Source organism: Salinivibrio sp. MA440 (genome assembly GCF_001996265.1).
GTDB classification, from domain to species: domain Bacteria; phylum Pseudomonadota; class Gammaproteobacteria; order Enterobacterales; family Vibrionaceae; genus Salinivibrio; species Salinivibrio costicola.
The window spans coordinates 1-20,014 of sequence record NZ_MUFI01000055.1 but is presented as its reverse complement, the minus strand read 5'-3'; the positions used below and the strand labels follow the sequence as shown (position 1 = coordinate 20,014).

Below are 20,014 nucleotides of genomic sequence, written 5' to 3'. Positions count from 1 at the left end.
GTTGTACATTTAGCACGCGCCACCCTTTTATGGGAGGCTAGGTTCTATCAGGGGTTAGGCGATTTTGGAAAAAGTATTTTATTTTTTGTCTATATATCACTAACAATTGCTGCGCTAGGGTAGGGCTAAACACTCACCTCACAGCGATACGATATTTATGTCTTACTATCATCCTCAATACCCTGATACGCCTGCGCTTAAAAAAGCAGCTAAAAAGCGTATTCCTGCCTTCGCGTTTGATTATCTTTGTGGCGGTTGTCACGACGAAATTGGGGTGGCGCACAATGCAAGCTCCTTCACTCAAGTAAAGCTGCAATCTGATTTACTCGCCCCGACCCCCGACATTGACTTATCGGTCGAACTATTTGGCAAACACTACGCCGCCCCATTCGGTGTCGCGCCCGTCGGATTACAAGGGCTGATGTGGCCAAAAGCGCCAGAAATTCTCGCGAAAGCGGCTTATAAGGCGAACCTTCCTTATGTACTCAGCACCGTATCCTCAGCGAGTCTTGAAACCATTGCCGAGATCTCTGAGGGCACGGCGTGGTACCAGCTGTATAACCCGACGGATGCCGAGATCCGTGACGATCTGATGGGACGCATCAAACGAGCAGGGTATAAAGTGCTGGTGGTGACGGTGGATGTCCCCACCTTTGGTTATCGTCCTCGCGATATCAAAAATGGCTTGGCCATGCCGCCCAAAATGAACCTTCGTAATATCGCGCAAATGATGCAATGTCCGAGCTGGAGCTGGCATACACTCCTTGCCGGTGTTCCTGAAATGCAGACTTTGAAACCTTACATGCCCAAGAATATGCCCACCAGCGAGCTGGCTAACTTTATGAATAATACCGTGATGGGTGCGGTCGACTTTGAGAGCCTAAAAGTGATCCGGGATAACTGGGATGGGCCATTAGTGCTTAAAGGGCTGGTAAACCCTGAGGATGTCGCACAAGCGGTTGCGCTGGGCGCAGATGGTGTGGTGCTATCCAATCATGGCGGCCGCCAGTTAGATGTGGGCGAATCCCCGTTAGATACGATTCAAACCATTAAGCATCAGTACGGCGATAAAATTAAACTGTTAATGGACAGCGGCGTACAAAGCGGTGGCAACGTAGCGCAGGCCATGGCAATGGGTGCTGACTTTACCTTGCTGGGCCGAACGTTTGTTTATGCTTGTGGCGCCGTGGGTCAACACGGCGGTGAGCATGCCATTGAAATGCTCACTCAACAAATGACTCAGGTGATGGGCCAATTAAAATGCCCCACGCCAACCCAACTGCCTCACTTTTTAAAGGCTGGACCTGGCGTTGCCTAATCTCATGCCGTGAATCAATACGACATCATAAAAACAAAGCGCCCCAATCACGGGGCGCTTTGTCGATCAAGCTTTGTCGATAACGATATGGCGCTCAGATAGCCGTTGGTTAAGAACGTAGCCTAGAACGGAATATCGTCGTCAAAGTCAGGCAGATCATTATACTGCTGCTGAGGTTGCGACTGAGGCTGAGATTGTGGTTGCGGGGCCGCTTGCTGCTGAGGTGGTTGTTGATTCATGTTTTGCTGAGGCTGCTGAGGTTGACCCCATCCACCTTGCTGCTGCGATGGCTGCTGCATTGGCTGGCCTTGGTTTTGGCCGCCGCGACCACCCAGCATTTGCATGCTACCGCTAAACGGCTGTACCGCCACTTCCGTGGTGTAGCGATCTTGACCGCTTTGGTCTTGCCATTTACGCGTTTGTAGTTGGCCTTCAATATACACTTGCGAGCCTTTACGCAAATACTCACCGGCGACTTCTGCGGTTTTACCAAATAGCACAACACGATGCCATTCTGTTTTCTCTCGCATCTCACCGGTGTTTTTATCACGCCATGACTCCGAGGTCGCGAGGCTTAGGTTTGCCACCGCACCGCCGTTGGGAAGGTAACGGATTTCCGGAACATTGCCCAAATTACCAATCAAGATGACTTTATTTATGCCACGGCTGGCCATAGGTGACTCCCATTGTTGCTGTTACGCGCGAAATGATTTCGCTCACTGGATAAATAAGCATGAAGTCTAGCACGAGCCCCCTCGAGGTTCGAAGCTTTTCAACGCGATCAGGTTCCAGATTCTGCGCTTGCAATGGCGTAACAATGCGTTACCACAAAGTGGATATACCTGAGCAATGAAAATAGTTTAAACTGATACAAATCTTGCCTCGCCTTGGCGTTTGTGAACGGACAGTGCCCAGCGCTCACGCAGCGACGCCGGTTAAGTGATCATTAGTAGGATGCTTATGAACCAAGCAGAAACCACTTCAGACCATTACACCCTTCTTCTTATTTCCCAGCCTAGCATGTCTGTTTCGGCGTTAATGACGTGTTTAGAAAAAGAAACACATAGTGCCGTTGAACTCGTGCCTCCCCACGAGATTGCAGCCAAACTGACTGCGCGCTCTGGACTGGTGCTCATTGATCTCAATGCCTTTGATGACACCGCTACCGACCAACTCAAACAAACGTTAGCACCCTTTGCCGAGCAACACGTATTCGCCTTACTCAATGCCCATGATTTGAGTGCCAAAGAGCTGGCGAGCTGGCCTTTTATCAAAGGGGTATTTAAAAAAGAGGATGAAGTGCATCACCTTTGTCACGGCATTGAAAAGATGTTCTCCGGTGAGTATTGGTTGCCCCGCCATAAAATGGCTGCCTTAATCCATTATTACCAACAGCATCACCAGCAAACCATTGACGAACAGGCGGTTGTGTTGACTAACCGTGAACAGCAGATTTTGCATCATTTGGTCACAGGTGCCTCAAATCAAGATATCGCCAATGCCTTAGCGGTGAGTGAGCACACAGTCAAATCGCATCTGTATAACGTGTTTAAGAAAATCAACGTCAAAAACCGTGTACAAGCGGTGTTCTGGGCGAAAAATAACGCCTCATTAATTGGCTTTACCGGACAAGAAGGTCCAGTCGATAATGACGAGGTCAATGGGTAACTTGGACCGCAGCTGTCCCCGCGTTACCATGGTGTGATTCTTAGCCAAAAAGGACGTTGTAGGATGGCTTTCGATGTATTTAATGGCGATGCAGACGGCCTAGCGGCTTTGGTGCAATGGCGTCTTGCCTACCCTAAAGCCAATACGCTGGTCACCGGGGTAAAACGTGATATTGCACTGTTAAAGCAGGTTCCCCTGGCCACTGAGCAGGTCACAGTGATGGATCTCTCCATGGCCAAAAATCAAGCTGCTCTTGACGCTTTGCTCGCCTCCGGTACCCAGGTTTTTTATGCCGATCACCACCAAAGCGGCGCCGTGCCTCAATCGCCTTTGCTTCACGCCCACATTCATACCAGCGCGAACACCTGCACCGCCTTAATTATTGATAAGCTTTTGCACGGTCAATATCGAGAATGGGCGCTGGTTGGTGCCTATGGCGATAATCTCCATCGTACCGCTAACGCCCTCGCCCACCAGTCACAAATAGCAGCCAGCCAACGTGATCGGCTTGAACAGCTTGGCCACTGTCTTAATTACAATAGCTATGGCGCCAGCCTGGATGATCTGATCATGCCTCCTGCCATCTTATATCGGCATCTGTGTGGCTTTGATACCCCCGATGCCTTTATGCGCGCTTATCCGGACATTGTAACGACCTTGGCAGAGGCCTACCAAAGCGACCGTGATAAAGCGAAAGCGCTAGCGCCTGAAACCACTGGGGATGGGGGTAAAATTTATCTGTTACCGGATGCTGCTTGGGCGCGTCGCATCAGTGGTATGTTAGGCAATCAGCTGGCAAATCAGGCGCCCGACAGTGCGCATGCTGTACTGACGCCGATGCCGAGCGGTGATTGGATGGTCAGTATCCGCGCGCCGTTAAATCGTCCCTCTGGCGCGGTACAGTTAGCAGAGCAATTTGCTACCGGTGGCGGTCGGGCTGCCGCGGCGGGCATCAATGCCTTGCCTGCCACCGCCTTATCGGCATTTACCGCCGCGTTTATGGCACATTTTTCGCCATAGCGGGATCAGCAATAGCGAGGCCGTCACGCTCTCACGCCCTGAGTATGCTTACGACTTGCGTCGCTGCCTGTAACCCAGCAAACTATTGCTCGATAACAAACTATTGCTTTATAACAAACTGTTGCTCCATAACAAACTGTTGCTCTATAAAAAACGTTTTGCCTCATAAGATATATGCTGAGTGGCCACTTATTCGCAAGCCGGTAAGTGGCGTACATACAGCCTAACGTGCTGATGGCGACTCGATAAAACAAAGGATCCACGATGATTAAAAAATGTCTGTTCCCAGCGGCTGGCTATGGCACCCGCTTTTTACCGGCGACCAAATCGATGCCGAAAGAAATGATGCCGGTGGTCAATAAACCCCTGATTGAATATGGCGTAGATGAAGCGTTGGAAGCGGGCATCAATGGTATGTGTATCGTCACAGGGCGCGGCAAACATGCCATTATGGACCATTTTGATAAAAACTATGAGCTCGAACATCAAATCAGTGGCACCAATAAAGAAGCACTGCTGGACGATATTCGTAATACGATAGAAAAAGCCTCCTTCACTTACATTCGCCAACATGAGATGCGCGGGTTAGGACACGCGATCCTCACGGGGCGCGATCTGGTCGGCGATGAGGCCTTTGCGGTCGTCCTCGCTGATGATCTTTGCATTCATCCAGGCAACGGCGTGCTTAACCAGATGGTCGCGCTCTACAATCAGTTCCGCTGCTCCATTGTCGCCGTCGAAGAAGTACCAGAAGATGAAACCCATAAATACGGGGTGATTGCGGGCCAAGAGATCAAAGATGACCTTTTCCGCGTAGACAATATGGTAGAAAAACCCGATCCCGGTAATGCACCGAGCAACCTTGCGATTATTGGCCGTTATATTCTCACGCCCGATATCTTTGATCTGTTAGAAAACACCCCACCAGGTAAAAATGGTGAGGTGCAGATCACCGATGCCTTGCTAAAACAAGCGCAGTCAGGCTGTGTGCTTGCCTATAAATTTAAAGGCGAGCGCTTTGATTGTGGCAGTGTTGAGGGCTTTATTGAGGCCACAAATCACTGCTATCAGCATCACTACCTCGGTAGCAGCAACAAAGATGAGGCAACCGTCAAAAATCCGTAATCGCCTCAAGGTGCACCGGCGCGAGTGGTTTTTTCGATACGAGCAAAGGCTGTGTAAATATACAGCCTTTTTGTTTGGTCATGGTCGTGTCTGTGCGATACTCAACGACCAACCAGTGAGCTGATTGAGTAGTAGGATAATAATGGACAATATCGACGTCAGAGGCGCGCGTACGCACAACCTCAAAAATATTAACGTGACCATCCCCCGTGATAAGTTAATTGTCATCACCGGCCTGTCTGGCTCAGGGAAGTCATCACTCGCTTTCGATACCTTGTATGCCGAAGGTCAACGTCGCTATGTTGAGTCTTTATCATCGTATGCGCGTCAATTTTTATCCTTGATGGAAAAACCCGATGTTGACCATATCGAAGGGCTGTCACCCGCCATCTCGATTGAGCAAAAGTCGACATCACATAACCCCCGCTCTACCGTTGGCACCATCACTGAAGTCTATGACTATCTGCGTTTGCTGTACGCCCGAGTGGGAGAGCCACGCTGCCCCACCCATGATGTCACCCTAGCGGCACAAACCATTAGCCAAATGGTGGATAAAGTGTTGGCCCTGCCTGAAGGCAGTAAGTTAATGCTGCTGGCACCGATTATCAAAAACCGAAAAGGTGAGCATGTAAAAACACTTGAAAACCTCGCTGCTCAAGGGTTTATTCGTGCGCGGATCAACGGCGAGGTGTGTGATCTGTCCGATCCACCCACGCTGGAGCTGCAAAAAAAACACACCATCGAAGTGGTGGTTGACCGATTTAAAGTACGCGACGATCAACAACAACGTTTAGCTGAATCCTTTGAAACCGCGCTCGAACTCACGGGTGGCAGTGCGGTCATCAGCTGGATGGACGGCGACGGTGAAGAAATCATTTTTTCTGCTAACTTTGCCTGCCCCCATTGTGGTTACAGCATGCAAGAGCTAGAGCCTCGCTTGTTCTCATTTAATAATCCCGCCGGTGCGTGTGGCACCTGTGACGGGTTAGGCGTTCAGCAGTACTTTGATCGCAAACGCGTGATTCAAAACCCTGCGGTCAGTCTCGCAGGTGGTGCGATCCGAGGCTGGGATCGTCGTAACTTTTATTACTTCCAAATGCTGCGTTCACTGTCTGAGCATTACGGTTTTGATCTGGAAACGCCCTGGCAAGATCTCTCCGGCACCATGCAAGATATACTTTTATATGGGTCGGGGCCGAAAGAGATCGAGTTTAAATACGTCAACGATCGTGGCGATATTCGCGTACGTAAGCATCCGTTTGAGGGGATCCTCAATAACATGGAGCGCCGTTATCGCGATACCGAGTCTAATGCAGTGCGCGACGAACTCGCCAAATATATTGCCACTAAGCCCTGCGCCAGCTGCGGTGGCTCGCGTTTACGTCAAGAAGCTCGACATGTTTTTATCGATAACCGTAACCTGCCAGAAATTTGTGAGCTCAGCATTCAGCAGGCGCTCGATTTCTTTGAACAACTGTCGCTTAGCGGCCAACGTGCAAAAATCGCCGAAAAGGTGATGAAAGAAATCCATGACAGGTTACGCTTTTTGGTCAATGTCGGGCTCAATTACCTTAACTTGTCACGTAGCGCCGATACCTTATCCGGAGGAGAAGCCCAACGAATTCGACTCGCCAGTCAAATTGGTGCTGGCCTTGTCGGTGTGATGTACGTATTGGATGAACCATCGATTGGCTTGCATCAACGAGATAACGCGCGCTTACTGGATACCTTGGAGCACTTGCGCGATCTGGGCAATACCGTGATGGTGGTTGAACATGATGAAGACGCTATTCGTGCCGCGGATTACATTATCGATATAGGCCCAGGCGCGGGCGCGCACGGCGGCGAGATCGTGGCAGAAGGCAGCCTTGACGATATTCTTGCCAGTGAGCATTCACTTACCGGGCAGTATCTTTCTGGCAAACAAGCGATTGCGGTGCCAGCACAACGGATACCGCGCGATCCCAACAAGATGTTGACGCTCAAAGGTGCAACCGGAAATAACCTCAAAAATGTGGATCTGCACTTACCTGTCGGCTTACTCACTTGTGTCACGGGCGTGTCGGGATCTGGAAAATCAACCCTCATCAACGATACCTTCTTTAAAGTCGCCCACCAGCAATTAAACGGTGCCACGACCGCGGATCCTGCGCCGTATGCCGAGATTGATGGCCTAGGACACTTTGATAAGGTTATCGACATCGATCAAAGCCCCATTGGCCGTACGCCGCGTTCAAACCCCGCCACTTACACTGGGATCTTTACCCCGATTCGTGAACTGTTTGCCGGCACACAAGAAGCACGGGCACGAGGCTACAAGGTGGGTCGCTTTAGTTTTAACGTACGCGGTGGCCGCTGTGAGGCCTGTCAAGGCGATGGGGTCATCAAAGTAGAAATGCACTTTTTGCCGGATGTGTATGTCCCTTGTGATGTGTGTAAGGGCAAACGCTACAACCGCGAGACACTTGAAGTACGCTATAAAGGCAAAACTATCGATGAAGTCCTGGCAATGACAGTGGAAGACGCGCGTGAATTCTTTGATGCAGTGCCAGCCATTAAGCGTAAGCTGCAAACCTTGATGGATGTTGGCTTGAGCTATGTGCGCCTAGGCCAAGCGGCGACGACCCTGTCTGGCGGTGAAGCGCAACGGGTGAAGTTAGCGCGAGAGCTGTCCAAACGCGATACCGGTAAAACCTTATATATTCTTGATGAGCCAACCACAGGGTTACACTTTCATGATATTCAACAACTGCTCAATGTTCTCCACCGCCTACGTGAGCAAGGGAATACTATTGTGGTTATTGAACATAATTTAGATGTGATCAAGACGGCCGACTGGATCATCGATCTGGGGCCTGAGGGCGGCAATGGCGGGGGTGAAATTATCGCCCAAGGCACACCGGAATCGATTGTCGATGTGATCGGCAGCCACACGGCCCACTTCCTCAAGCCAATGTTGGAGCGATAATGACGTTAGTGCTGCCGCCTAGTCGTGTCATACGCAAGCCGTTGACGGTGCCCTTTTTGGTGACCTTAACGGTATTGTGGCTGATTTGTCTGCCTCTTTACTCGGTTGCTCTGCCGCTGGTAGGCATACGTCACCCGGCGGCGGCGCTATCATTACTCACCTTGGCATTTGCGCTTGGGTTCGCCAGTTTGGAGGTTATCCGTCAACACACATGGCGAGCCACTCGGCTGACCGGCACATTGGCACTTGCGACCGGCTTGGCGATGATGCCCTATTTTTATCCGCAGGCACTGGGCCACAATAGTGGCTATGCGCTCATCGTTTTAGCGCTAAGCTTTGGTTTTTTCTCAGCCCTACAGCAGTTTATTTTTAATCACGCCCAACGACAAAAACTACTGGCCGTCTTATTGTTGGCCTCCTGGTTAGCGGTATTGTCGGTATTAGGGAACCAGCCTCCGCCGGGCATGGCACCCTTTATGTTTGATCAATGGGTCCCTCACCTCCCTCCAGCCGTGACTCACACCTTATTGTTAACCGGAGTCACGCTCGCCGCCTACATTTTGGCCAGAGAGCCCAGTGGTCGATATCGCCACCCGGTTAGCCAAGGCTTACTCGCGTTAACACCGCTTGTGTTGATTCCGATATTGGCGATGCAAGAGCAACCCTTACTGTTGCTATTCGCCCTGTGTGCGATTGGCTTACAACAAGTGTATTTAGCCCGGTTTGCCTCGCGACGCCAGCATCGTATGTGGATGATCGCTATCTCGGCAGGGGCATTTTTGGCGGTATTTGGTCTCAGTGGTCAAGACAACTGGCACTGGCTCACCGCCGACGATCAGCGCGCACTTATGCTGGCGTGGCAGCAATGGCAAATGACACCATTTTTTGGAGTGGGCATGGGCAATGGTCAGTCAACGTTGCTATTACTGTCTGCCTCACAACCGAATCATTCCGGCCCGGTGACGTTACCCAGTGCTTTAATCCTGTGGCTCCTTGAAGGGGGGCTCGTTGTCGCCTGCGGCTATCTTGTGGTGTTGGCCGCGCTAACACTTCGTATTCTACGTGCACCGTCAGGAACACGTAGAATATTGATCGCCTTAGTATTGCCACCACTGACCGGCCTGATGATTTATCCAGCCAGTGGCACACAGTGGTTTAACGGGGTATTGTTATTGATTTGGTTGTATTGGTTAGACAACTTAACCAGTCGATATCGTCGTTATCCCGTGTTTTCACACCGTTATAGTCAGCGTGTCGCGAGCCGTAGTGTGATCATGGCGCTGGTGCTCGTCACCTTACTGAGCTTGTCATCCGTTTACCTCGCCAATCGCTATCTGCGTGATTCCTTATTAAGTTCGCAGCGTTTTCCCTTGTATCAGCAACACCCATGGTGGCAGCAAAAACTGCACCGCGCGCAACAAGACCGTCACTTTCAAGCGAATTTGGCGCACTTATCTGACGTAGCACGCCACCAGCATTTGGATGATTTACTACGTCAAGTCGCGCAACGCCCACGCTTTTCGGGCTATCAGCATGCGTATCAGGTTGCGTTACAAATTGGTGATCACCAACGCGCACGCGATATTCAACAAGAAGCGCGCTATTTATACCCGCAAGCAAGCAAAGTATGGACCACTCGCCATACCTTGCCCGATACCTTAACGCCTTAACGTAACGCGTTTTCTAACGCTTTCAGACACAGCGCCACATTCTCATGCCGTGCCCCGTAGCCCATTAAGCCAATGCGCCACGCTTTACCGGCGAGATCGCCTAAGCCGGCACCAATTTCGAGGTTATAGGTCGTGAGCAGGTGCTGACGTACTGCCGCATCGTCCACGCCATCCGGAATAGTGACCGCGTTAAGCTGCGGCAAACGGTAAGGCTGATCAACCACAAAAGTGATACCGAGCTCATCCAGCCCTGCTTTGAGGTGTTGATGCATGTCTTGATGACGTTGCCATGCATGCTCAAGCCCTTCTTGATAGAGCCGCAATAAAGACTCATGCAAGGCATACAAACTATTGACCGGCGCGGTATGGTGATAGCTGCGTTTCCCTTCTCCGCTCCAATAACCAAGCACCAGGCTTTGATCGAGAAACCAACTTTGTACCTTGTGGGTTCGCGATTGCATTTTAGCCACAGCACGCGGTGAGAAGGTGACAGGCGATAAGCCAGGGACACATGACAAACATTTTTGGCTACCGGAATACACGGCATCGAGCTGCCACTCATCGACTTTCAATGGCACGCCACCGAGTGAAGTCACGGCGTCGACAATGGTTAAGCAACCGTGCTCCCGCGCCAATCTCGCCAGTGTTTGCGCATCCGAACAAGCGCCGGTTGAGGTTTCAGCATGGACAAACGCAAGCGTGCTGGCATCCGGATGGGCTTTCAATGCAGCCTCAACTTTTTCTGGACTAACAGGGGCACCCCAGGCATCGTCGACCATCACTGCTGTCGCGCCGCAACGCTCGACATTTTCCCGCATACGATCGCCAAACACACCATTGCGACAGACAATCACTTTTTCACCCGGTTCAACTAAGTTGACAAAGCAAGCTTCCATCCCGGCACTGCCTGGTGCCGAAATCGCCAGGGTAAAAGGGTTGTCGGTTTGAAGCGCATATTGAAGCAGTTGTTTGACTTCATCCATCATCGCGATAAACAAAGGGTCAAGATGTCCGACAGTCGGACGGCTGAGTGCCTGTAGCACTGCAGGATAAATATCAGAGGGGCCCGGGCCCATTAACGTGCGAGCCACGGGCTGAAAAGATTGAATCTCGGAAATTGAACGTGCCATAACCTTTCCTTGTTGTTGGTACACACAGATGACCGTTATAGCATATTTTTTCGCCATATCCCTATTGCCTGGCACGTGAACTGTGTGATCGCTGGACAATTTTGCCAAGGCACTGATCGTGACCAAAAGGCAGTTGACACCCTGTCATCTCGCCCGTAATGTAAATGCTGTTCACGGGGTAACCAACCCGGGACTGAACATGCAGAAGAGGTGCATTTCTCAGGCAGTTATCATACGGAGCCCCACTCCAAGGTATGATAATCAGGGGAGACAATGCCGAGGTGGCGTAAGCTTGGGGGCGAAACGCTGCCGGCCTAGGAGGCTGAATCCTTCAGGCTGTCACTTGTCATCCCTACAGGAAGACAGGTGGAGCGCTTCTGGCAGTCCATGCCTGCCGTTTGCTCTTCCTTCTTTTTTGCGGTCCCTACCGCGGTCACGATGTGACTTCTGATGTTCCCCATAATGAATTGATTAAGACCCATTTGTATGATGAGAGGGGAAAAGGACGTGAACCCATTACCACCGATTTCGGTCGCTAAGTTTGGCGGGACAAGCGTTGGCACTATCGATGCCATGCAACAAAGCGCTGATGTGATCGAGCAAAACCCACATACCCGCTTTGTGGTGATCAGTGCGTGCGCAGGCGTCACCAATCACTTAGTTGCACTGGCACAAGGGATCAACGACCCACAAGCCCGTCAAGACAAACTGGTTGCCATCACCGCTATCCATCAAGCGATATTAAACGCGCTTCCCGCTTGCCAGGACACGCAAACAGCAGTCGATGACTGGCACCAAACGATTGCCGACTATGCAAATACCGCAACCTCTGCCCCCAGTACAGCGTTAACGGATGCGTTGGTCGCTTGTGGTGAGCTCATCTCAACCTATATTTTTACTCACTTGCTCAATAGCCGAGGCATGGCCACGGTGAGGGCCGATGCGCGAGCGTTATTACGCACCGATAGTCACTTCGGCTGTGCCCAACCGGATCGACAACAAACCAAGATACAGTGCCAGAACCAATTACTCCCCCGCTTAGCAACGCATTTAGTGGTCACGCAAGGGTTTATCGGTGCTGATGCGAACGGGCACACCACCACCTTAGGCCGCGGCGGCAGTGACTACAGTGCCGCGTTATTCGCCGAGGCGATCGGAGCAGAAAGTTTGGCCATCTGGACCGATGTCCCCGGGATTTATACCACCGATCCACGAGTGACTGATCGTGCTCGTCCGATTAGTGAAATTAGCTTTAGCGAAGCCTCGGAAATGGCTACCTTTGGTGCCAAGATCCTCCATCCATCGACGTTAGTGCCCGCGGTACGCCAGCATATCCCGGTATTTGTCGGCGCGGCGAGAGCCCCCTAACAAGGCGGTACCTGGATCCGTGAGCAAGCGCACTCAGCGCCGCTCTTTCGTGCCGTGGCCCTCAGGCGCAACCAGACCATGGTGACACTGACCAGCTTAAACATGTTTCATGCTTGTGGTTTTTTGGCCAAGGTGTTTGAGATCTTGGCGCGCTTTGAAATCTCAGTTGATTTAATCACGACCTCGGAGGTCAGTGTCTCTCTGACGCTGGATCAAACCCATACCCAGGGTGACGCACCGCAGCTGCCGGAGGCTGCCATCGCCGAGCTCACGCAGTTATGTCAGGTAGAGATCTGTGCGAATCTAGCGGTTGTTGCGCTGATCGGTAACGAGATGAATCACACACCGGGCGCGACAGCGCCGGTATTTAGTGCGCTTGCTCAATATAAACTGCGCATGATTTGCTATGGTGCCAGCAATCACAATGTCTGTGTGGTGGTCGACGATCACGACGCGACCCATGTCGTACAGCGGTTACACGCTGACTTATTTGAGTAAAAAAAGGCCAGCACATGTGATGTGCTGGTCTTTTTTCATTAGGCGTTTAAGTTTGGCCCGAGCCATTTTTCCGCGTCTTTGCTGCTCCACTCTTTGCGCGCCGCATAACTGTCACGTTGATCATCTTGAATCTTAGCCACCGCAAAATAGCGTGATTCAGGATGTGAGAAGTACCACCCCGACACAGATGCGCCTGGCCACATGGCATAGCTTTCGGTGAGTGTCATGCCCGTATGCGCTTCTACCGAGAGCAACTGCCAAATTTTTCCTTTCTCGCTGTGCTCAGGGCAGGCAGCATAACCCGGAGCCGGCCGGATCCCTTGGTATTGCTCCCGGATCAAGGCGTCGTTATCGAGCGTCTCATTGGGCGCATAGCCCCACAATGAGATCCGAATTTGCTGGTGCAGGTATTCTGCAAAGGCTTCTGCTAATCGATCGGCGACCGCTTGGATCATGATCGCGTTGTAATCATCCCCTACAACTTTATAACTTTCCGCCAAGGCATACTCGCCAATGCCGCCTGTCACCGCAAACGCACCAATCCAATCAGGCTGACCACTGGTTTTCGGCGCGATAAAGTCCGACAAGCAATAATTGGCGCCGCGTGGCTTTTTGGTTTGCTGACGTAAATGGTTCAGTACCGTGCCCACCGTTTGCCGTGATGTGTCAGTATACACCTCGATATCGTCCTCTAGGCTGTTGGCAGGAAAGACACCACACACCCCTTTTGCGGCGATCAATCCTTCGTGCTCAAACCGGTCGAGCCAAGCATTAGCATCTTCATACAAACGGCGTGCTTCTTCACCCACCAGCTCGTGGTCTAAAATCGCTGGGAATTTGCCGCTCAGGGACCAGGTCATAAAGAAAGGGGTCCAATCGATATACTGACGTAATGTCGCTATCGAGACATCATCGTAAACATGGACGCCCGGCCTCGCCGGCTGGGGCGGCGTGTAATGGGCCCAATCGGTTTGCCATTTGTTTGCCCTTGCCGCGTCCAGGGTGACAGGCGGAGTGCGGGGTGTCTTGCGTTGGTGCTGCTCTCGTACTGACACATACTCTTTTTGTAAGCGCGCGACAAAGTCCGGATATTGAGCCGGCGATAATAGCGATGCACAAACGCCAACGGCACGTGACGCATTCGACACATACACCACAGGAGCCTGGTAATGCTGCTCTATTTTCACCGCGGTATGCGCTTTGGATGTGGTCGCCCCCCCAATCAATAGCGGAATATCAAACCCTTGCCTTTCCATTTCTTTGGCGACATTCACCATTTCATCCAACGACGGCGTGATAAGGCCTGACAAACCAATAATGTCGACTTGCTCCTCGCGCGCCACTGACAGGATTTTATCGGTCGGCACCATCACACCGAGATCAATAATCTCGAAGTTATTGCATTGCAGCACCACGCCGACAATGTTTTTGCCAATGTCATGCACGTCGCCTTTTACCGTGGCAAGTAAGATCTTGCCATTGGTCTGCCCTTGTTGCTTTTCAGCGTTGATGTAAGGTTCAAGATAGGCCACGGCTTGTTTCATCACCCGCGCCGACTTCACCACTTGCGGCAGGAACATCTTACCTTCACCAAATAAGTCTCCCACCACATTCATGCCCGCCATTAGTGGGCCTTCTATCACTTCCAACGGTTTACTCGCCGCCGCTCGAGCTAGCTCAGTATCTTCAACAATAAATTCGGTAATGCCTTTGACCAGTGCATGTTCAAGCCGTTTATCCACTGGCCAACTGCGCCACTCCGCGGTTTCTGCCACTTCGTTTTCACCGCGGTCGCGGTAGCTGTCCGCCAACGCCAGTAAACGTTCCGTGGCGCCATCGTCTTTGTTAAGCACCACATCTTCCACCGCCACACGCAGCGATTCAGGCAAATCATCATAAATGGCTAACTGGCCAGCATTGACGATGCCCATGTCCATACCGTTTTTAATGCAATGGTAGAGAAACACCGCATGGATCGCCTCACGCACTGGGTTGTTTCCGCGAAACGAAAAAGACACGTTAGACACGCCACCTGAAATCATGGCATGCGGCAGGGTTTGTTTGATATCTGCGACCGCGTTGATGAAGTCGACCGCGTAGTTATTATGCTCATCAATGCCGGTGGCCACCGCGAAGATATTAGGATCAAAGATAATGTCTTCCGGTGGAAAGCCGACTTGGTCAACTAGCAGGTGATACGCGCGCGTGCAAATCTCGACTTTACGTTCACGTGTATCAGCCTGGCCTTGCTCATCAAACGCCATCACAATCACAGCGGCACCGTATCGACGGACTAAGTAGGCTTGTTGAATAAACGCGGCTTCCCCCTCTTTAAGAGAAATTGAGTTCACAATCCCTTTACCTTGGATACACTTCAGTCCGGCTTCAATGATCTCCCACTTTGAGGAGTCAATCATCACAGGTACCCGAGCAATATCGGGCTCAGCCGCACACAGATTGAGAAAACGTACCATGGCTTGCTGTGCATCCAACATGCCCTCATCCATATTGATATCGATGATTTGCGCCCCGTTTTCCACTTGCTGTAACGCCACCTCAAGCGCTTCGTCGTATTGTTCTTCGACGATTAAACGCTTAAAACGCGCCGACCCAGTGACGTTGGTGCGCTCCCCCACGTTCACGAACAGGCTTTCAGCATTAATAGTCAGCGGTTCTAGCCCTGATAGTCGACATGCCACAGACTGAGAGGGGCGCGCACGGGGGGCATGTTTCGCCACCACTTCGCTGATCGCTTGAATATGCTCGGGCGTGGTACCACAGCACCCACCCACCAAGTTAATAAAGCCAGAAGCGGCCCATTCGTCGATATGTTTTGCCATGTCTTCAGGCGAGAGATCGTATTCGCCAAACGCATTGGGTAAACCGGCATTGGGATGAACCGAAACAAATCCTTCGCAGATCTCACTGAGCTCTTTGACGTACTGACGCAATTCGGCTGGCCCCAGCGCACAGTTCAAACCAAAAGAAAGCGGTTCGACGTGGCGTAAAGAGTGATAAAACGCCGCGGTGGTTTGCCCAGAGAGCGTACGACCAGACGCATCGGTGATGGTGCCAGAGATCATAATGGGTAAGCGCGCACCTCGGGCATCAAAGACTTTTTCAACAGCAAAGGCACAGGCTTTCGCGTTCAAGGTATCAAAGATGGTTTCCAACATGATGAGATCAACACCACCATCCATCAACGCCGCAGTGGACTCCGCATACCCCTCAACCAATTGATCAAAGGTGACATTACGAAAGCCAGGATCGTTCACATCTGGAGAGATAGAGCAAGTGCGATTCGTGGGTCCGAGAACTCCAGCAACAAAGCGTGGTTTTTCTGGGGTTTTCGCCGTCCAGTGGTCAGCCACGTCGCGAGCAAGACGCGCAGCAGCTAAATTTATCTCCGCACTGATGGCCTGCATGTCGTAATCGGCCATGGCTATCTGGGTCGCGTTGAACGTATTGGTTTCTATGATGTCCGCGCCCGCGGCCAGATAGTCGCTGTGTAACGCTGCTATTTTTTCAGGCTGCGTCAGTACCAAAAGGTCATTGTTACCTTTCACATCACAATGCCAGTCTTTAAAGCGTGCGCCGCGGTAATCGGCTTCGCCGAGTCCTAAGCCTTGGATCATGGTGCCCATACCGCCATCGATCACCAAAATACACTTAGAGAGACGCTGTGTTAATCGATCCATTCTTACCCCGTGATATCACCATCCTGATTGCGATAGTTTTATCCTACCACAGCCATTTTGGAAATCTAGACGTCTATAAATATCGATTAATTTTGATCTATTTCAATTCAGCTGTTCGTTTTGAGCGCAATTTCTATTAATATTTTGTAACTCTTTCATTCCTCGTCGTACTAGGAAGCTGCATGTCTACCTACGCAATCCTCAGTTTCATGGCTGCTGCTGCCATCTTTATCGCCTTTATTAATAGTAAAATCAGCCGAGTACAAACGACTATCGCGATCACTGCAAGCTCTCTACTCCTTTCTCTTTTGATCGTGATCGCCGGTCAATACCAAGCCATTCCGTTAAAGGCGATGGCAGAGCAAATATTGACCGATATCCACTTTGATGCCTTTTTACTCAAAGGCGTACTCGGTTTCCTTTTATTTGCGGGCGGTATTGGTGTCAAGCTTCCCCATTTCTCTGATCAAAAATGGGAAATCACCACCCTCGTCCTCGGCGGCCTGTTGGTCTCTGTCTCGCTGGTTGGTGCGGGTATTTGGGGCGTCTTCCAACTGATCGGCATTCCTTTTGATTTTATCTATTGTTTATTGTTTGGGGCGCTGATTTCTCCAACCGATCCTATCGCGGTGTTGGCCATTGTTAAGCGGCTACAGGCACCTAGGCGGATCACCACCCAAATCGAGGGAGAGTCACTGTTTAACGACGGGGTCGGGATTGTTATTTTCGTGACGCTTTTTACCTTGGCGTTTGGCGACAGCGAGCCGACACTCGGTGGTACGATCGCATTGTTCTTACAAGAAGCTATCGGTGGGATTTTATACGGTCTGATATTGGGTTACCTGTTTCACCGTTTGATCTGCGCGACCAATGACCATTCCATGGAACTGCTACTGACATTGGCTATTCCTAGCGCGGGGTATGTGCTCGCCGATATGTTGCATGTTTCCGGGCCACTGGCGATGGTAGTATCTGGCATTATGATCGGTAACTGGACTCGCTTTATTGGCTTCTCCAAAGAGAGTGAGGATCATCTTGACCATTTTTGGGAATTGGTCGATGAGTTTTTGAATAGTTTACTGTTCTTGTTGATCGGGGTCAGCCTATTACAGATTAGCTTCCATAAGGAAGACTGGATCATTATGGCCGCAGTTGTACCCGTTGTGCTGTTCGCCCGTTATCTCAGTGTGAAAGCCTGCTATTTCGGCTTCAATCGATTTCGTCAATACAACCCTTGGGCCGTTCGTATTTTGAGTTGGGGAGGCCTAAGAGGTGGCTTAGCCCTTGCCATGGCCATGGCAGTGCCGGCTGGTGTGATGGTCGTCCCTGAGAAGAATATCGACGTCCGTGAACTGATTTTAATCATGACTTATGCGGTGGTGGTTTTCTCTATTCTCGTACAAGGATCGACCATGACAGGAATGGTTGATAAAGCCAATGCCGCTCAAGAGAAAATCGATAATCCCCGTGTATAAACACTCTTTCTCAACAAGGCGCCAATTAGGCGCCTTGTTGCTATTCGTCGAGCGTAAAGTTAGATTGTGAAAATTCAGCCAGATTAAACGGCGTCAGCTGATAGACACAATAGTTCAACCAATTGGCAAAGAGTAAGTGCCCATGACTCCGCCAACTCACATAGGGGGGTTGAGACGGATCATCATCAGGATAATAGTTAATCGGGACGACAGGCTCCATCCCTTCTTCAAGATCGCGATGGTATTCATGATGCAGCGTATGTGAGTCATATTCGGGGTGACCTGTCACAAACACATTACGTTTATCCTTGGTCGCCGCCAAGTAAGTGCCCGCTTGTGCTGAGGTGGCGAGAATATCGAGATCCGTGTGTTCGTCCAGAAAGCTTGGCGAAAAGTCAGCGTACCGCGAGTGAGGGGCGAGAAAGCTATCATCAAACCCCCGCAATAAAGGATGCGTAGCCAGTGCTTCATTTACCTGGTGCTGATAGACGCCAGATAACTTCTCTTTGCGCGTTTTTTTGGGTAAATCGTAAAGAAGCTTTAAACCCGCTTGAGCCGCCCAGCAAACGTAAAGGGTAGACGTAACATGCTGATGCGCCCAATTCATCACATCTTGCAAATGCTCCCAGTAAATCACATCTTCAAACTGCACCAAGCCCAATGGTGCCCCGGTGACGATAAGACCATCAAAGTTGCGTTCACGCACGGCTTCAAACTGGCGATAGAAGGTGTCTAAGTGTTCCGTTGGCGTGTTTTTACTGGGTCGGTTATCAATACGTAAAAGCTCGACATCAACCTGTAAAGGGCTATTAGAGAGCAAGCGCATAAATTGCGTCTCGGTCTCAATTTTTTTGGGCATTAAGTTGAGTAACAACACCTTCAATGGGCGAATGTTTTGGCTCACCGCACGCGTCTGCGACATAACGAAAATGTTTTCTCGACGCAAAATATTGGTGGCGGGGAGCTGATCCGGGATTTTTATCGGCATCACTGCCTCCTGAAGATTTAAGATGTTTAGACGTCCAGATATCTAATAACATACCCCAGTGACCCATGAAGCTCAAGCAATAATCAACGCCCAGAGATGCCCGAATAAGTAAGAATAGTGAAAGGGTAACAACACCAAACAAAAAGGTGAGGTAAAAATGGGGCAGTCGGGATATAAGAAAGGAATGAAGTATTTTAAAGAACACTATAAACGAAAAAGCCCTCCGCGAATGCGGAGGGCTTAAAATAAGCTCTTGGCAGTGACCTACTCTCACATGGGGAGACCCCACACTACCATCGGCGCAGCAACGTTTCACTTCTGAGTTCGGCATGGGTTCAGGTGGTGCCGTTACGCTATGGCCGCCAAGAAAATTCTGGTGCTGATAGGCAGATTTGAACTGCCGACCTCACCCTTACCAAGGGTGCGCTCTACCAACTGAGCTATATCAGCAAAATCGTTATCAACGTTTTACTCGGTGTTTTGTCACCAAAGTCTTACATATCATTGCTTTGATGATTAAATTTTTGCTAACTAAGGCCTAATACTAAGCGCTAATTAGATAATGAGAGCCTGGCGATGTCCTACTCTCACATGGGGAGACCCCACACTACCATCGGCGCTGCTTCGTTTCACTACTGAGTTCGGCATGGRATCAGGTGGGTCCAAAGCGCTATGGTCGCCAAGCAAAATTTGGTGTGTCTTCACTTTTCAGTCAAAACACGTATCTAGAAAGCTGTTTCGTTCTCGCCACAATCAACTGGCTTATTTCGAGTCCAACCCAAAACCTCTTGGGTGTTGTATGGTTAAGCCGCACGGGCAATTAGTACAGGTTAGCTCAACGCCTCACAGCGCTTACACAYCCTGCCTATCAACGTCGTCGTCTACGACARCCCTTTAGAGAGCTCGAAGCTCTAGGGATGACTCATCTCGGGGCCAGCTTCGCGCTTAGATGCTTTCAGCGCTTATCTGTGCCGAACTTAGCTACCGGGCAATGCGTCTGGCGACACAACCCGAACACCAGCGGTTCGTCCACTCCGGTCCTCTCGTACTAGGAGCAGCTCCCCTCAATCATCCAACGCCCACGGCAG

The 20,014-nt window shown here is 50.8% G+C and carries 11 protein-coding genes, 1 tRNA gene, 3 rRNA genes, 1 pseudogene and 1 riboswitch; of the genes and pseudogenes, 8 read left to right on the top strand and 8 right to left on the bottom strand.

Going from position 1 to position 20,014, the window contains the following annotated elements:
• The first annotated feature begins 157 nt into the window (after nucleotides 1–157).
• Nucleotides 158–1,318, top strand: coding sequence for an alpha-hydroxy acid oxidase (locus BZG80_RS14085; RefSeq protein ID WP_021022704.1), 1,161 nt, complete (start codon nucleotides 158–160; stop codon nucleotides 1,316–1,318).
• Between the two features lie 122 nt (nucleotides 1,319–1,440).
• Here BZG80_RS14085 and BZG80_RS14080 read toward each other — a convergent pair whose 3' ends face one another.
• On the bottom strand, nucleotides 1,441–1,992 hold the full coding sequence (locus BZG80_RS14080) for a single-stranded DNA-binding protein (protein ID WP_077679645.1): 552 nt from the start codon (nucleotides 1,990–1,992) through the stop codon (nucleotides 1,441–1,443).
• Nucleotides 1,993–2,278: 286 nt separating this feature from the next.
• On the opposite strand from BZG80_RS14080, the gene BZG80_RS14075 reads away from it, so the two are divergent.
• From BZG80_RS14075 to BZG80_RS14055, 5 genes are all read left to right on the top strand, one after another.
• Nucleotides 2,279–2,986 (top strand): LuxR C-terminal-related transcriptional regulator, encoded by a 708-nt coding sequence (locus BZG80_RS14075; RefSeq protein WP_021022706.1) that lies wholly within the window; start codon nucleotides 2,279–2,281, stop codon nucleotides 2,984–2,986.
• A 63-nt stretch (nucleotides 2,987–3,049) separates the two neighbouring features.
• Nucleotides 3,050–4,006, top strand: a complete 957-nt coding sequence (locus BZG80_RS14070) for an acetyltransferase (protein WP_077679644.1) — start codon at nucleotides 3,050–3,052, stop codon at nucleotides 4,004–4,006.
• A gap of 264 nt (nucleotides 4,007–4,270) precedes the next feature.
• On the top strand, nucleotides 4,271–5,131 hold the full coding sequence (gene galU / locus BZG80_RS14065) for a UTP--glucose-1-phosphate uridylyltransferase GalU (protein WP_077577325.1): 861 nt from the start codon (nucleotides 4,271–4,273) through the stop codon (nucleotides 5,129–5,131).
• Nucleotides 5,132–5,273: 142 nt separating this feature from the next.
• Nucleotides 5,274–8,099 carry an excinuclease ABC subunit UvrA gene (gene uvrA, locus BZG80_RS14060; protein WP_077577324.1) on the top strand — a complete coding sequence of 942 codons (2,826 nt, stop codon included), beginning with the start codon at nucleotides 5,274–5,276 and terminating at the stop codon, nucleotides 8,097–8,099.
• Complete coding sequence (locus tag BZG80_RS14055; protein WP_077679643.1) at nucleotides 8,099–9,769, top strand: Wzy polymerase domain-containing protein; 1,671 nt, start codon at nucleotides 8,099–8,101, stop codon at nucleotides 9,767–9,769. The genes uvrA and BZG80_RS14055 overlap by 1 nt, the downstream gene beginning before the upstream one ends.
• Here the strand turns inward: BZG80_RS14055 and BZG80_RS14050 are convergent.
• On the bottom strand, nucleotides 9,766–10,899 hold the full coding sequence (locus tag BZG80_RS14050; RefSeq protein ID WP_077679642.1) for a pyridoxal-phosphate-dependent aminotransferase family protein: 1,134 nt from the start codon (nucleotides 10,897–10,899) through the stop codon (nucleotides 9,766–9,768). The genes BZG80_RS14055 and BZG80_RS14050 overlap by 4 nt on opposite strands.
• A 197-nt stretch (nucleotides 10,900–11,096) precedes the next feature.
• A riboswitch (Lysine riboswitch) is annotated at nucleotides 11,097–11,284 on the top strand.
• 104 nt (nucleotides 11,285–11,388) lie between these two features.
• On the opposite strand from BZG80_RS14050, the pseudogene lysC reads away from it, so the two are divergent.
• A pseudogene (gene lysC, locus BZG80_RS14045) lies at nucleotides 11,389–12,765 on the top strand (lysine-sensitive aspartokinase 3).
• A 38-nt stretch (nucleotides 12,766–12,803) separates the two neighbouring features.
• Here the strand turns inward: lysC and metH are convergent.
• Nucleotides 12,804–16,463, bottom strand: coding sequence for a methionine synthase (metH, locus tag BZG80_RS14040; protein ID WP_077679641.1), 3,660 nt, complete (start codon nucleotides 16,461–16,463; stop codon nucleotides 12,804–12,806).
• A 182-nt stretch (nucleotides 16,464–16,645) separates the two neighbouring features.
• Here metH and BZG80_RS14035 point away from each other — a divergent pair, with 182 nt between their 5' ends.
• Nucleotides 16,646–17,938: a cation:proton antiporter gene (locus tag BZG80_RS14035; RefSeq protein WP_021022713.1), complete on the top strand. Its 1,293-nt coding sequence runs from the start codon at nucleotides 16,646–16,648 to the stop codon at nucleotides 17,936–17,938.
• A 40-nt stretch (nucleotides 17,939–17,978) separates the two neighbouring features.
• On the opposite strand, the gene metA is transcribed toward BZG80_RS14035, so the two are convergent.
• The 5 genes from metA to BZG80_RS14010 form a co-directional block, all read right to left on the bottom strand.
• Nucleotides 17,979–18,926: a homoserine O-acetyltransferase MetA gene (gene metA / locus BZG80_RS14030; RefSeq protein WP_021022714.1), complete on the bottom strand. Its 948-nt coding sequence runs from the start codon at nucleotides 18,924–18,926 to the stop codon at nucleotides 17,979–17,981.
• Between the two features lie 251 nt (nucleotides 18,927–19,177).
• Nucleotides 19,178–19,293, bottom strand: a 5S ribosomal RNA gene (gene rrf / locus BZG80_RS14025).
• 7 nt (nucleotides 19,294–19,300) lie between these two features.
• Nucleotides 19,301–19,376, bottom strand: a tRNA-Thr gene (locus BZG80_RS14020).
• A 118-nt stretch (nucleotides 19,377–19,494) separates the two neighbouring features.
• A 5S ribosomal RNA gene (rrf, locus tag BZG80_RS14015) occupies nucleotides 19,495–19,610 on the bottom strand.
• A gap of 115 nt (nucleotides 19,611–19,725) precedes the next feature.
• Nucleotides 19,726–20,014, bottom strand: a 23S ribosomal RNA gene (locus BZG80_RS14010); the annotation flags it as partial.

What these genes read in the sequence shown, in the direction of transcription:
- BZG80_RS14085 (WP_021022704.1), top strand. Translation starts at nt 158, where the DNA reads ATGTCTTACTATCATCCTCAATACCCTGATACGCCTGCGCTTAAAAAA.
- BZG80_RS14080 (WP_077679645.1), bottom strand. Translation starts at nt 1,992, where the DNA reads ATGGCCAGCCGTGGCATAAATAAAGTCATCTTGATTGGTAATTTGGGC.
- BZG80_RS14075 (WP_021022706.1), top strand. Translation starts at nt 2,279, where the DNA reads ATGAACCAAGCAGAAACCACTTCAGACCATTACACCCTTCTTCTTATT.
- BZG80_RS14070 (WP_077679644.1), top strand. Translation starts at nt 3,050, where the DNA reads ATGGCTTTCGATGTATTTAATGGCGATGCAGACGGCCTAGCGGCTTTG.
- galU (WP_077577325.1), top strand. Translation starts at nt 4,271, where the DNA reads ATGATTAAAAAATGTCTGTTCCCAGCGGCTGGCTATGGCACCCGCTTT.
- uvrA (WP_077577324.1), top strand. Translation starts at nt 5,274, where the DNA reads ATGGACAATATCGACGTCAGAGGCGCGCGTACGCACAACCTCAAAAAT.
- BZG80_RS14055 (WP_077679643.1), top strand. Translation starts at nt 8,099, where the DNA reads ATGACGTTAGTGCTGCCGCCTAGTCGTGTCATACGCAAGCCGTTGACG.
- BZG80_RS14050 (WP_077679642.1), bottom strand. Translation starts at nt 10,899, where the DNA reads ATGGCACGTTCAATTTCCGAGATTCAATCTTTTCAGCCCGTGGCTCGC.
- metH (WP_077679641.1), bottom strand. Translation starts at nt 16,463, where the DNA reads ATGGATCGATTAACACAGCGTCTCTCTAAGTGTATTTTGGTGATCGAT.
- BZG80_RS14035 (WP_021022713.1), top strand. Translation starts at nt 16,646, where the DNA reads ATGTCTACCTACGCAATCCTCAGTTTCATGGCTGCTGCTGCCATCTTT.
- metA (WP_021022714.1), bottom strand. Translation starts at nt 18,926, where the DNA reads ATGCCGATAAAAATCCCGGATCAGCTCCCCGCCACCAATATTTTGCGT.